Origin of the sequence: Sporosarcina oncorhynchi, from assembly GCF_033304615.1 — a bacterium.
GTDB lineage: Bacteria > Bacillota > Bacilli > Bacillales_A > Planococcaceae > Sporosarcina > Sporosarcina oncorhynchi.
The window spans coordinates 1,370,553-1,383,583 of sequence record NZ_CP129118.1 but is presented as its reverse complement, the minus strand read 5'-3'; the positions used below and the strand labels follow the sequence as shown (position 1 = coordinate 1,383,583).

Below are 13,031 nucleotides of genomic sequence, written 5' to 3'. Positions count from 1 at the left end.
CCGGAATTGAGAAGGAGTTGTTTAAAAATGTCCACATTCATTCGTGGAACCGCCATATTAATGATCGCCGTCTTTATGACCAAGCTATTGGGATTCGTCTATCGTATCCAGTTCATGCGTGTTGCAGGTGAAGAGGCGGTCGGTATTTATATGACCGCTTTCCCCGCTTTCATTTTCTTCCTGTCGCTCGTCCAATTGGGTGTTCCGATTGCTGTGGCGAAAGTGATCGCTGAATTAAAGGCAAAAGGCGATTCTGCAAGGCTTCCTGCAGTTATGAAGACAGCGACCGTCATTACAATCGTGACAGCAATCATCTTCATACCTTTATCCGTCCTTTTCGTCCCCTTCCTTTCAGAGACTTTACTCGGGAATGCGGCAACGTCTACGGCGTTATACGTCGGAATTGCAATTATTCCTATTGCGGCCGTCGGTGGATTGATACGTGGCTATTTCCAAGGGATTGTAAGAATCGAGGAGACTGCGTGGTCCCAGATCATTGAGCAACTGTTTCGTATTATACTGATTACGATGTTATTGCCGGTTCTACTTGTCCCTGACAACAGTGCAATGAATGCAGCATATGCAATGGGGATCACGTTACTCGCTGAAGGATTATCAGCGGTTTACTTATATTTCAAATACCATCAGCATAAACGGAAAGAGGGGAAAACCTCTGTTTCAAAAGAACGCTTTCCGATGGAGCCAATTCTGTCCATCGCACTTCCATCTTCCGGAAGCCGATTATTCGGGACGTTCACATGGTTTCTTGAACCAATCATTTTTTTGCGCGCCCTTTCATTGGCAGGTGTCGGAGCAGTAGCGGCTACATCGCTCTACGGGATCATCTCGGGCGTTTTAATCCCTTTACTGCTATTCCCTGCTTTCATCCCCTACGCCCTCTCAGTCGTGCTTGTGCCCGCTGTGAGCGGAGCGGTTGCTACGAGCAACAAAAAGAAACTGCAAGAGCGTATCCAGTTGGCTTTGCGTCTATCCGCATTGACTGGTGCTTTCGCAGCTGCAGTTTTTTATATCCATGGACAAGATTTGGCCGAAAAATTGTTCAAGATTTCTGAAGGCGGTTCCTATATGTCGCTCCTTGCCCCGGTCTTTTTCTTTTATTATATTCAAAGTCCGCTCTATTCAATTTTACAGGCGACGGGCGATGCTAAAGCCGGAATGATGAATTCCGTTTATGGCGGGATTGCAAAATTAGGAGTCATGTTCATCTTAGCTTCACAAGCTGGATTACAGGTGACCGGAGCTGTGCTCGCTATCGGGTTCGGCGTCCTTGTAACTTCTTTTCTGCATATTGCCACTTTGCGTAAGAACAAAGCTGCTGGTGCAGGCTTTACAATGTTCGCCCTTCCGTATGTGTCATTCATCATGACGGCGGTTATCCGCCCGATTTTCATTCCGATCAACCAATTCGGTTTGTTGACGGAATGTTTGATAACGACTTTGTTCCTACTTGTCATCCTTATCCTTTTCGGCCAGGTGAAGAAAAACGATATCCTAATGTTAAGAAGGCTAGTTAAAGCTTATTGATAGTCTTGTTTCAACTGAAAATGAAGCACCCCGTTTTCATAGCAACAATAAAAAACTTTTTCCACATCGTTGACACCAAGTTCTTTCAAACCGCTTACAAGCCATTCTTCCGATTTTCCTATCAGTTGAATATGTCTCGTTTGAAGAACACCGTCTGAAATTAGGTCTAATACAGGTGCTGTATCCTCTTTTGTAAATACCGAAAGATTTCCTGATGGTTCTAAATAGGCATGCGTCACTTCGAGCACAGATCCGACCTGCTTTTCACGTAATTGTTGAAACAAATCATCCAAGTTATACCGCTGTTTGCGCATCTCTTCTTCTTGTATGATGCCATCTTGAATAATGATCGTAGGGTCACCGTCCACAATGTCCCTGAATTTCTTGCTCTTTAGTGAAATAAAAGAAGTCAATAACTGAATGCCAAGCAATAGAAATAGCGGGACGAGAGAGTGGCTTATTTTTTTATCGGGGGAATCCAATGCAAATGCCACCACTTCTGCCATAATGACAAATATGACGACGTCGATAATGCTTAACTCCCCCACTTCTCTTTTCCCCATCACCCTGAGGATAAAGACAATAAGCGCATACATGAATATCGTTCTGAAACCGATAATGAGTAGATCATGCATAAAAATCCCTCCTTTCATAGAAAGGATGCCTTATCCAGAACAGGAATATACACAAAAAAGAGGCGGTTTACAGGGATTCCCTGTACACTGCCTCTTCATACGTACCGCGGACATGTAGCCGCATACGATTAATGATCAGATTGCGCTTGTATCCACTACGCGGCCAACAGCTTGTCTGTCGAACTGCATAGTCATGCCTTCCGCAACTTTTAAGAACACGGAGGAATCGTCTACTGCATCGATTGTACCGTGGATACCGCCGATTGTAATAACCTTATCGCCACGTTTCAAGCTCTCTTGCATCGACTTTGTCTGCTTTTGTCTCTTTTGTGCAGGTCGGATCAGCAAGAACCACATGATCGCGAACATCGCAACAATCGGAAGCAAAGTACCTAACATATCACCATTCATTTAATTTCCCCCCTCTTCTCTCGATTTATTATACAAGATTCAAAAGTTTTTTGCATTTGGTTTGTTAAAACCGTATTGTTCAAAAAACTCTTCCCGGAAATCTCCAAGACGGTCATGACGGATTGCGTCTCTTACTTGCTCCATTAAATTCAATAAGAAATGGAGGTTGTGATAGGATGTCAGACGGATTCCAAATGTTTCATCTGCCCGGATTAAGTGCCTAATATAAGCTCTGCTATAGTTTTTACATGTATAACAATCGCAATTCGGATCAAGTGGACCGAAGTCGCGTTCGTACTTTGCGTTTTTCACGACCAGTCGGCCTTCGCTCGTCATCAATGTACCGTTTCTAGCAATTCTTGTCGGTAGAACACAGTCAAACATGTCCACACCGCGAATTGCACCGTCGATAAGTGAATCCGGTGATCCGACACCCATCAAATAGCGGGGCTTATCACTTGGTAACAATGGTGTCGTCTGCTCCAAAACACGGTTCATAATATCTTTTGGTTCACCTACGGACAATCCGCCTATCGCGTAGCCGGGGAAATCCAAAGAAACAAGATCTTTTGCACTTTGTTTACGTAGCTCCTCGAATTCGCCGCCTTGTACGATACCGAAGAGACCTTGGTCTTCTGGGCGGGCATGTGCGCCAAGGCATCTTTCTGCCCATCTTGACGTCCGTTCGACACTCGCTTTCATATACTCATAAGTAGCAGGAAATGGCGGGCATTCATCGAACGCCATCATTATATCCGATCCGAGATCATTTTGGATTTCCATCGCTTTTTCAGGACTAAGGAATAGTTTACTGCCGTTCAGGTGATGACGGAAATGCACACCTTCTTCTTCAATCTTTCTAAATTTGCTTAGTGAGAATACTTGAAAACCACCTGAATCGGTTAAAATCGGACGATCCCAGTTCATGAATTTATGAAGACCGCCAGCCTCCTTGATAATATCATTTCCCGGTCTTAACCAAAGATGATACGTATTGCTCAAGATAATACCTGCGCCCATTTGTTTCAGTTCTTCTGGAGACATTGTTTTGACAGTTGCTTGAGTCCCAACAGGCATGAAAGTAGGTGTTTCGAATGAACCGTGCGGTGTATGGACAATTCCTAGACGCGCACCTGTCTGTTTGCATGTTTTAATATGTTCGTACGTTATTGCTGCCATTGTTGAAATTCCTTTCGTTATGGGAATCGTTGTAGACCCCGTTTACTTTTTTTGTGGTTTGATGAACATTGCGTCCCCGAAACTGAAGAAACGGTAATTCTCTTTGACCGCTTCATTGTAGGCGGCGAGTACATGTTCGCGTGTAGCCAATGCAGATATAAGCATGATCAATGTAGACTTCGGTAAATGAAAGTTCGTCAACATGCCGTCGAGGATACTGAATTCATACCCAGGATAGATGAAAATCGATGTCCACCCGCTGGATGCAACAATTTTCCCATCGTTCTCTGTAGCAATTGTCTCAAGTGTTCTTGCTGAAGTCGTACCGATAGCAATGATATTTCCGCCGTTCGCTTTTGTTTCGTTTATCGCGTTCGCCGTGCTTTCATTGACTTGATAATATTCCGCATGCATCGTATGGTCTTCGATTGTGTCGACACTCACTGGACGGAAAGTACCTAGACCAACATGCAAGGTGATGAACTCGATCCCTATGCCTTTGTCTTTAATCGCTTGAAGAATTTCTTCCGTGAAATGTAGACCGGCCGTCGGTGCCGCCGCTGAACCTCTTTCTTTTGCAAAAACGGTCTGATAGCGCGACTGATCATCCAGTGTCTCTGTTATATATGGCGGAAGTGGCATTTGACCAAGCGCATCCAGAATCTCGTAAAAGATGCCTTCATAACGGAATTTGAACATCCGACCGCCTTGATCCATCACGCCCGTGCACTCCGCCGTCAAACGACCGTCTCCGAATGTGACGATTGTACCCACTTTAATACGTTTTGCTGGCTTGACTAATGTTTCCCATTCATCTTTGCCTGTTTCTTTCAATAACAATACTTCGATGGAAGCACCTGTATCTTCTTTAATGCCAATTAAACGTGCAGGAAGTACACGCGTGTCGTTTAACACAATCATATCGCCAGCATCCAGTTCATCGATGATTTGGCGAAATTGTCGATGTTTCACTTCACCTGTCTGCTTGTCCAACACCATTAGCTTGCTTGCCGTTCTATCGACCAATGGGGTTTGGGCAATTAGACGGTCAGGCAATTCAAAATCGAAATCATTAACATCCATTAGTTCTGTATACTCCTTTTATTGTAAAGTGATCATTTTTTTCAGTACGTAGCGGTCATTCAAGGCCTTCAGGCATAGCATAACCGAAATGGCTATAAGCGAGTCCAGTTGCAACTCTTCCTCGCGGCGTGCGCTGGATGAAGCCGATCTGCAGAAGATACGGTTCATAGACATCTTCAATTGTAATCGATTCTTCTCCAATGCTTGCGGCGATTGTATCGATACCGACAGGTCCACCTCTGAAACGCTCAATCATACTTTTAACAAGTTTGTGGTCAATGTGATCTAGTCCGTGCGAATCTACCTGTAGCATTTCGAGTGCCTCTTTCGCAATCGCCATCGTAATATTGCCATCTCCTCGCACTTGCGCATAGTCACGCACTCTTCTGAGAAGTCGGTTTGCTATACGTGGTGTTCCCCTAGAACGCCTGGCAATTTCAACAGCAGCACTTGTATCGATTGCAACATCGAAAAGACTCGCACTTCGTATGACAATCTCTTTCAGCGGACCTTCTTCATAATACTCAAGCCGTAATGGAACACCGAAACGATCGCGTAAAGGCGCTGATAGTGAACCTGCTCTTGTTGTGGCACCAATCAATGTAAAGGGAGGTAGGTCAAGACGAATCGATTTCGCGGAAGGTCCTTTGCCTACGACAATATCAAGACAGAAGTCTTCCATCGCAGGGTATAGCACTTCCTCGATGGAACGGTTTAACCGATGGATTTCATCGATGAACAACACATCTCCTGGCTCAAGAGACGAAACGACAGCGGCAAGATCTCCCGGACGCTCGATCGCAGGACCACTTGTCATCTTAACATTGACCCCCATCTCGTTCGCAATGACAGATGCCAGAGTTGTTTTCCCAAGCCCCGGAGGTCCATATAAAAGAACATGATCCAAACTTTCACTTCTGCCTTTTGCCGCTTGGATGAAAATACTCAGATTGTCTTTGACTTTTTCTTGTCCAATATACTGTTGCAGCGTTTGTGGACGCAGCGATTGTTCAAAGTTATCATCATAATTCGTTTGTTCACTTGAAATGACCCGATCCATCTTCGACCATTCCTCCTCTCCTATTTATCTTCATCACTTCTGTTTCAAAAGCAGACTTAACGCAATTTTCATATAGCCTTCTGTATCAAGTTCTTCTTTCTGCATTTCAGGTCGTACTTTCGTTAATTCACGCTGTGAGTAACCGAGTGCTTGCAATGCAAGAAATGCTTCTTCAAGCGAATCGTTTTCCGCCATTGATAACAGAGAGGAAGCCGTATCAGGAAATTCAATTTCGGTAAACAGATCGCTGAGTTTCCCTTTTAAATCCAAAATCATCTGGCGGGCCGTCTTTTTGCCGACACCAGGGAATTTCACAAGGAAAGCCTCATCTTCGCTTTCAATGGCACCAATCACTTGTGAAGGAATGCCACTTGCAAGAATGGCCAACGCTCCTTTTGGACCAATTCCTGAAACAGTGATGAGCTTTTTGAACAGTTCCCGTTGCTCAAGTGATTTGAATCCGAGTAGCCATTGCATATCTTCGCGTACATGTAGATACGTGAAGATTTGCTGGATGTCCTCTGTCTGATGAAAAGCATACGGATTTGGTGTCATAATCTGCCATCCGATACCACCCTGTTCAAGCGTTATGTATTCCGGTGTAACCCGGGTGACTATACCTTTAATGTAATCGTACACGTCATTCTCCCCCTAATATAGTACCTATTATAGCATACGAACGCATTTTCTACCTAAAGAAGGATAGATGCAGAAACGTCTAAAAAGACAAAAAATAAGCCGCACTCAGGCGGCTTTACTTACTCACTTGCATTATGGTAAATATCCTGTACATCATCGTCATCTTCCAGCGCTTCGATCATCTGTTCAAACTGTTCAGCTTGCTCATCTTGCAATTCCGCATAGATGGTCGGAATCATTTCAACTTCCGCGGAAATGAACTGAATTCCCTGCGTCTCCAATGCTTCTTTCACATCGATGAAAGTGCCAGGTTCCGTTATGATTTCAAATCCTTCTTCAGTCGATTCAATATCTTCCGCACCCGCTTCCAGAGCTGCAAGCATAATCGAGTCTTCATCTGTGTCGTTGATGCGTTCGACGAACAAGCGCCCTTTCCTGTTGAAAAGATAATTGACCGAACCGGTTTCACCTAGACTACCGCCGTTTTTATTGAAAGCAACACGGATATTCGGTCCTGTGCGGTTTCTGTTTTCCGTTAGACAATAGACGAGTACCGCTACCCCACCAGGTCCATACCCTTCATAGATGACTTCTTCATAGTTTTCATCAGCTCCGGCTCCGGTCGCTTTATCGATTGCCCTATTAATGACATCGTTCGGCACGTTGAAACTTTTGGACTTCTCAATCGCCAAGCGCAAAGAAGGATTTGTCTCGGCATCTCCACCGCCAGATTTGGCGGCTACATATAGTTCCCTTGACATCTTTTGAAACACTTTTCCTCTTTTAGCATCTTGAGCACCTTTACGGTTCTGAATATTTTTCCACTTCGAATGTCCTGCCATCATTCACCCTCCTACTCCATGCTCCGTTCTATATCATACCATAGCTTCGGCCATGAAGTGAGGGCGGTTTCCGTGAACGGAATGAGTTTCCGGGCAAGTCGATCACAGTTTTCCTGCGGTAACGAAAGAAGATAGAGCCATTCCCGCAAGAGTTCATTCGGGTATAGAAGCATTGCTTTTGAAGCAGTATCCATTTCATTCAAACGTGTCTGTTCGGCGAACAGGAAGTCCAGATGATACCCGACATTTGGCAATACTCGATGAACCCAAAGTGCTAGTTCAATTCCAGTCGGTCCTGTACAAGCAAGATCGAAATCGATAAATCGGATATGATTATTGTAATCACGCAATATATTATGGTGGACGACATCTCCATGTAAAAGCGTGTTGTCTGCATGCTTCCTATCCGTCTTTTTTAAAACCGATAACGCTAAGCTTCCATAAGAAATGATTTCATCAACAGCTCGCTTGCCAAGATGCTTCTCTAAGGTCGTTCGGTTGTCGATGAACCGTTCCAAACGGTCTTTCCATTTATCCATGAGCTGATACCTGTGCAAATAGGGTGACGCGTCCCAATCAATCTGTTCGCTCGTCGCATGAAGTGCCTGTAAAGCGATAAGTGAATCTGTACGATCAATCCGCTTTCTAAAATTAACTGGCCTTGTTCCTTCATACCACGGCTGCATGATCATCATTGGATCTTCTGTCGTCAAAACCGGTACAATATGCGGAAATTGAATTGCATGAAGCTGGTTGTGAATATAATCCACTTTAACGGCAGTGGATCGACTTTTATACCTTTTCAATGAATAGGCAGCGTCTCCTTCTTCCAGCTTCCACACATTCTCTTTCACTTTCCGTATATTCTTCTCCAAGGCCATATGCCGATCAACACGATCCGCAATCGTTATTATCCGGTTGGTTGAAGTATTGCTGCTGGTTCATTGGCATTTGCTGCATCGGCCATTGTTGGGGTTGCATTTGTTGCATGGGCCATTGTGGCGGTTGCATTTGCCACTGTTGCATTGGCATCGGTACTGGCATCATCTGCGGATAGTGCCCGTGATGGTGGCAACCGTGATGATAGACCGGCTGGCATGGCTGACACGGGAAAAACTGCGGTTGCATCATTCCATACGGATTTTGCTGCTCCGGTGAAATTATCTGAGGCATATAGACTTGTTCAGGCGGATAATTGACCATTTGATGTGATGATTCCATTTGCGGCATAGTCGGTGATTCCATCATCTCCCATCCACTCGTTGGATAGGATGGCGGTGTGCCGGTTCCCATTCCCGGATAGATCGGGGATTCTTCCCAATCGAATTCATCACTCGATTCCATCGTATCAATTGTCGGCGGCTTCGTTCCCATCTGTGCGGGTGGAGTCGGTTTCATCTCCTGCGGCATCGGCATCGGTGGCATTTGCGGTGCAGGCATCGGCAATGGTTGCATTTCCTGATGATGATGAACCATCGGATAGCAGTCCGCATCGTAAATCGGCATCCAACCACAAGGCACAGGCATCATCGGCGGACAAAACTGAGGCATGGCCATCGGCGGCACTTGCGCTGCAGGTGGCATTGGTACCGGTTGGACAGGCGGCTTTTGCTCCGGTGGCTTCGGTTGCGAAACAGGTGGCGCAGGTTTTGGTGGTGTCGGTTTAGGCGGTGTTGGTTGCGGCTTTACTGTTTCACCAAGCGGTGGCAACGGGATGGGTTGCATCGGCTTACCCGGCTTTGAAGGCATACCCGTTTCAGGTTTCTTATGCGTCGGTGGCTTGGACGGTTGTGCGGGTGGAGCAGAATGTGCTGGTTTCCCCTGTTGCGGTTTCTTTTCGGGACCTTTCACACTCGGCGTATGTTCCTTTCTTTTGGCAGGCAGAAAGATTTTCATGCCCGGTACAATATAATCCGGATTCGCCAAATGGGCGTTCACTCTTTTCAAGTCTTCAAATGAGATACCGTATTGCCTTGCGATTTTCCACAAGGTATCCCCTTTTACAACAATATGGACATCCACTAAAAAAATCCCCCTTCCATCATTTCATCGTATGAATGAACGCCCGATTTGGTGACGTATTAATCAATTACGTCTTGCCATAATTGATTTTGGGTTTGAATGATGCAAAGCATTATTCATATTCCCAAACATCCACCGGAGATTTAACTTGAATCAGCAGGGCGTTTGAAAGCCCTTTGGTCGAAATACTGTTCTCGCATTCATCCCCCCACTTATAAAAGTGTGAGACTTCTGCTGAATCAAATTAAATACAGGCGCCCTCTCTCTTAGTATGTATATTGTGGAATGGGAAGGAATATTCATTAATTCCAAGCAAAAAAACCTTCCTGCCAAGTAGAATCAGCGGGAAGGTTTTTGTTCGTACGTACAGTAGGAACCGAATGAGCGAACGCTACAGTTAAGGGAAGCGAGTTCTTCGATTGCCCCCATCATCATCGGATGGTCTTCGTTTTCCAGGACGTCAATGATGAAGAAGTAGTTGCCAAGTCCTGTTTTAAGTGGACGGGATTCAATTTTGCTAAGGTTCAATTTGCGCCAGGCGAATACCGAGAGAATTTGATGGAGCATTCCAGATCGGTCATCTTCGGGCAATTTGACCATGAACGTCGTTTTCGAGTTTTCTGAATGACTCTCTTCTTCCAAATAGCCTTTTCTTAAAGACAAGACAACAAATCGCGTATGATTGAAATGAAAATCATGGATATTCTCTTCTGCGATATGTAAGCCGTACTTTTCCGCCGCTAGACGGTTTCCGATTGCCGCAACCCGCAGATCAGGGTTTTCAGATATGTATTTAGCAGCCGCTGCAGTCGATGTTGTCTGGATGAGCGGCGTGCGTCGATAGTGGTATTGCAAATACTTATGACATTGTGCAAGTGCATGAGGATGCGACTGGACCGAATCAAGGTTATCCAATGCCTCTCGCTGTTTCTCATTCACAAGTAAATGCTGTTCAATCGGCGTGGAAATTTCCGCATTGATGAACAGTTCGCTGCCATGGAACAAATAGTCGATTGTCATCGGTACGGACCCTTCCAATGCATTTTCCAAAGGTACGATGGCATACGCTACATGTCCCGCCGTAACGGCTTCTATGCAATCTGGGATTGTCGGTTGAGACACGAGTCCCGTGTTTCCAAATAATTGGGTCGCTGCCACATGTGTAAATGACGCTTCCGGTCCTAAGTAGGCGACCGTCGGCGAGTAATTTGAGTCAGTCACTTCAGTACCCTCCTATCAAAGTGCACCGGAACTAATCAGATGGACGGAATCGATGAAACTCGGCGTTTTCAGCCTCTGCATGAATTCCTCCATCGTGATTGGCATCTCGGTTACATCTAGTGATAATGTGATATTCGCACGTCCCTGGACAGGGATTGTCTGGTGAATCGTCAATACATTGCATTTCGCTTCGGATATAAGCCTAAGTAATGTCGCGAGTGATCCTTTACGGTCTTCCAGTTGAATGAAGATCGTCAGTACCCGCTCACGTGCAATCGATTCGAACGGGAAAACGGTATCTTTATATTTATAATAAGCGCTGCGGGAAAGACCGACCCGTTTTGTTGCTTCCTGGATCGTCTTTTCTTCTCCACTCGCGAGCATCCGTTTTGCTTCTAGCATTTTCTGCATGGATTCCGTAAGCACATCTTCGCGCACAAGATAATACTGCCCTTCCCCCAATGACTTCATTGAATGCCTCCTAGCTACAATTCATTCACTATTGAAAAACCCTTATTCGAGGAATTCAAATTCGAAGTCAAGGATTCTTACAGTGTCCCCGTCTTGCGCACCACGCTCACGAAGGGCATCATCAATCCCCATACCACGCATCTGACGCGAGAATTTACGGACAGATTGATCGAAGTTGAAATCAGTCATTCTGAACAGACGCTCGATTGTATAACCAGAGACAATGAACGCTCCATCATCATCACGGCTAATTTTGAAGTCTTCCGGATCTGCTTCATGCTTATAAAGCACAGATCGATTTTCTTCTTCTTCCTCAATCTCATGCATCGGAAATTCAGGTGTCGTTTCAAGCAATTCGGCAACTGCGAACAACAATTGATCTAGCCCTTCGCGAGTAAGTGCCGAAATCGGGAAGACCAAAGCCTTGTCATCATTTAATTTCTTTTTGAATTCTTCTAAGTTCCCTTCCGCTTCCGGCATGTCCATTTTGTTTGCGACAATGATTTGCGGACGTTCCATTAGACGAAGATTATATTTCTCCAGTTCTTCATTGATTGTTTGGAAATCTTCATAAGGATCGCGTCCTTCTACGCCTGACATATCGACAACATGAATAATAACACGCGTTCTTTCGATATGCCGTAAAAATTGGTGTCCAAGCCCAACGCCTTCATGCGCACCTTCAATCAAACCTGGCAAATCTGCAAGAACGAATGTATTTCCTCCGTCTAGTTCAACCATGCCTAAATTCGGAACAAGTGTCGTGAAGTGATAATCGGCAATTTTCGGTTTTGCTGCTGATACGACAGACAACAATGTCGACTTCCCTACACTCGGGAAACCAACAAGCCCTACGTCAGCAAGCACTTTTAATTCTAAGACTATTTCTCTTTCGACACCCGGTTCACCTTTTTCCGAAAGTTCCGGAGCGGGATTTTGGGGAGTCGCAAAACGGGAGTTCCCACGTCCTCCACGCCCGCCTCTAGCGATTACAGCCGTTTGGCCATCCTCTACGAGGTCAGCGATGATGTCACCTGTTTCCACGTCTTTAACGATAGTACCCGGTGGAACTTTTACGACCATGTCTTTTGCACCTTTACCATGCATATTCTTCGTTGCACCGTGCTCTCCTCGTGGCGCTTTGAAATGGCGTTGGTAACGGAAGTCCATTAATGTCCGAAGACCTTCATCCACGATGAATACAACATCCGCACCTTTTCCACCATCACCGCCTGCAGGACCGCCATATGCAATATACTTCTCTCTGCGGAACGCGACCATTCCATCGCCGCCGTTACCGCCTTTAACATAAACTTTTACGTGATCGACAAACATTAATTATTGCCTCCTATCGTCCACTTATTGTGAACGTCCATTGCTCATCTTGCATTGTAGTGCCAACTTCAAATCCGGTATGGACTGGGTCAATTACAGGTATTCCAGCAAGCAGTCCTCGTATTGTCAATTGGATGGACCACTGTTGCGCAGTGGCTTCAATGACAGTATCAATCGTATAATCTTCCATGGGATCCAGCACTTTCTCCACTGCTTCAATTAATCGTTCTAGATAGGAAGAAACAGCTTTGTCATCCGCTGCACGGTCGCCTGGAATTGCGGCACAGTGCAGCGTCTTGGAAAAAGATGGATGTCGCCATTCATACGTATTAAGCCATACTTCCGTTTGAGGCATTCGTAGATTTTCAAGTTTGGACAAATTTCGCATCCGCTCGGTTGCATCCAGTAAACTTTTTCTTGCTTCAGCCGGTTTGCCTAAATCCATATATAACAGCATGAGCTGAAGTTCATTCAAAAAATCATGACGTGCAAATTTCAGCGCTTGGCCTATCGTCAGTTGTTCAGACTCCATACTCTCACCGCCATTGGTTTCATAGTATATAGTATAACATCCCGATGAGCTATTCC

The 13,031-nt window shown here is 45.3% G+C and carries 14 protein-coding genes; 1 reads left to right on the top strand and 13 read right to left on the bottom strand.

Annotation, left to right across the window (positions count from 1 at the left end; genetic code table 11):
* Nucleotides 1-27 precede the first annotated feature (27 nt).
* Entirely contained in the window at nt 28-1,545 is a 1,518-nt protein-coding gene (locus tag QWT69_RS06500; protein ID WP_317970143.1) for a putative polysaccharide biosynthesis protein, read from the top strand.
* On the opposite strand, the gene QWT69_RS06495 is transcribed toward QWT69_RS06500, so the two are convergent.
* From QWT69_RS06495 to QWT69_RS06435, 13 genes are all read right to left on the bottom strand, one after another.
* Nucleotides 1,539-2,180: a DUF421 domain-containing protein gene (locus QWT69_RS06495; RefSeq protein WP_317970141.1), complete on the bottom strand. Its 642-nt coding sequence runs from the start codon at nt 2,178-2,180 to the stop codon at nt 1,539-1,541. The two genes, QWT69_RS06500 and QWT69_RS06495, sit on opposite strands and share 7 nt — an antisense overlap.
* A gap of 135 nt (nt 2,181-2,315) precedes the next feature.
* Nucleotides 2,316-2,591, bottom strand: a complete 276-nt coding sequence (gene yajC, locus QWT69_RS06490; RefSeq protein ID WP_317970139.1) for a preprotein translocase subunit YajC — start codon at nt 2,589-2,591, stop codon at nt 2,316-2,318.
* 39 nt (nt 2,592-2,630) lie between these two features.
* Complete coding sequence (tgt, locus tag QWT69_RS06485; protein ID WP_317970137.1) at nt 2,631-3,770, bottom strand: tRNA guanosine(34) transglycosylase Tgt; 1,140 nt, start codon at nt 3,768-3,770, stop codon at nt 2,631-2,633.
* Nucleotides 3,771-3,812: 42 nt separating this feature from the next.
* Nucleotides 3,813-4,853 carry a tRNA preQ1(34) S-adenosylmethionine ribosyltransferase-isomerase QueA gene (gene queA / locus QWT69_RS06480; protein WP_317970134.1) on the bottom strand — a complete coding sequence of 347 codons (1,041 nt, stop codon included), beginning with the start codon at nt 4,851-4,853 and terminating at the stop codon, nt 3,813-3,815.
* Between the two features lie 55 nt (nt 4,854-4,908).
* Nucleotides 4,909-5,913, bottom strand: a complete 1,005-nt coding sequence (ruvB, locus tag QWT69_RS06475) for a Holliday junction branch migration DNA helicase RuvB (RefSeq protein WP_317970132.1) — start codon at nt 5,911-5,913, stop codon at nt 4,909-4,911.
* A 33-nt stretch (nt 5,914-5,946) separates the two neighbouring features.
* Complete coding sequence (ruvA, locus tag QWT69_RS06470) at nt 5,947-6,552, bottom strand: Holliday junction branch migration protein RuvA (protein ID WP_317970129.1); 606 nt, start codon at nt 6,550-6,552, stop codon at nt 5,947-5,949.
* Between the two features lie 119 nt (nt 6,553-6,671).
* Nucleotides 6,672-7,394 (bottom strand): YebC/PmpR family DNA-binding transcriptional regulator, encoded by a 723-nt coding sequence (locus tag QWT69_RS06465; RefSeq protein WP_317970961.1) that lies wholly within the window; start codon nt 7,392-7,394, stop codon nt 6,672-6,674.
* Between the two features lie 11 nt (nt 7,395-7,405).
* A complete protein-coding gene (locus QWT69_RS06460; protein ID WP_317970127.1) occupies nt 7,406-8,269 on the bottom strand; it encodes a phosphotransferase in 864 nt (287 codons plus the stop codon).
* Between the two features lie 13 nt (nt 8,270-8,282).
* Nucleotides 8,283-9,416 (bottom strand): LysM peptidoglycan-binding domain-containing protein, encoded by a 1,134-nt coding sequence (locus QWT69_RS06455; protein WP_317970125.1) that lies wholly within the window; start codon nt 9,414-9,416, stop codon nt 8,283-8,285.
* Between the two features lie 339 nt (nt 9,417-9,755).
* Entirely contained in the window at nt 9,756-10,637 is an 882-nt protein-coding gene (gene pheA / locus QWT69_RS06450; protein WP_317970123.1) for a prephenate dehydratase, read from the bottom strand.
* Between the two features lie 15 nt (nt 10,638-10,652).
* Nucleotides 10,653-11,108, bottom strand: a complete 456-nt coding sequence (locus QWT69_RS06445; protein WP_317970121.1) for an ACT domain-containing protein — start codon at nt 11,106-11,108, stop codon at nt 10,653-10,655.
* A 42-nt stretch (nt 11,109-11,150) separates the two neighbouring features.
* Nucleotides 11,151-12,443, bottom strand: coding sequence for a GTPase ObgE (obgE, locus tag QWT69_RS06440; RefSeq protein WP_317970119.1), 1,293 nt, complete (start codon nt 12,441-12,443; stop codon nt 11,151-11,153).
* A gap of 13 nt (nt 12,444-12,456) precedes the next feature.
* Nucleotides 12,457-12,975, bottom strand: a complete 519-nt coding sequence (locus QWT69_RS06435; protein ID WP_317970117.1) for a Spo0B domain-containing protein — start codon at nt 12,973-12,975, stop codon at nt 12,457-12,459.
* Between the last annotated feature and the right edge of the window lie 56 nt (nt 12,976-13,031).

Excerpts from the sequence above, each read along its gene's own strand:
- QWT69_RS06500 (WP_317970143.1), top strand. The coding sequence starts at position 28 with ATGTCCACATTCATTCGTGGAACCGCCATATTAATGATCGCCGTCTTT.
- QWT69_RS06495 (WP_317970141.1), bottom strand. The coding sequence starts at position 2,180 with ATGCATGATCTACTCATTATCGGTTTCAGAACGATATTCATGTATGCG.
- yajC (WP_317970139.1), bottom strand. The coding sequence starts at position 2,591 with ATGAATGGTGATATGTTAGGTACTTTGCTTCCGATTGTTGCGATGTTC.
- tgt (WP_317970137.1), bottom strand. The coding sequence starts at position 3,770 with ATGGCAGCAATAACGTACGAACATATTAAAACATGCAAACAGACAGGT.
- queA (WP_317970134.1), bottom strand. The coding sequence starts at position 4,853 with ATGGATGTTAATGATTTCGATTTTGAATTGCCTGACCGTCTAATTGCC.
- ruvB (WP_317970132.1), bottom strand. The coding sequence starts at position 5,913 with ATGGATCGGGTCATTTCAAGTGAACAAACGAATTATGATGATAACTTT.
- QWT69_RS06465 (WP_317970961.1), bottom strand. The coding sequence starts at position 7,394 with ATGGCAGGACATTCGAAGTGGAAAAATATTCAGAACCGTAAAGGTGCT.
- QWT69_RS06445 (WP_317970121.1), bottom strand. The coding sequence starts at position 11,108 with ATGAAGTCATTGGGGGAAGGGCAGTATTATCTTGTGCGCGAAGATGTG.
- obgE (WP_317970119.1), bottom strand. The coding sequence starts at position 12,443 with ATGTTTGTCGATCACGTAAAAGTTTATGTTAAAGGCGGTAACGGCGGC.
- QWT69_RS06435 (WP_317970117.1), bottom strand. The coding sequence starts at position 12,975 with ATGGAGTCTGAACAACTGACGATAGGCCAAGCGCTGAAATTTGCACGT.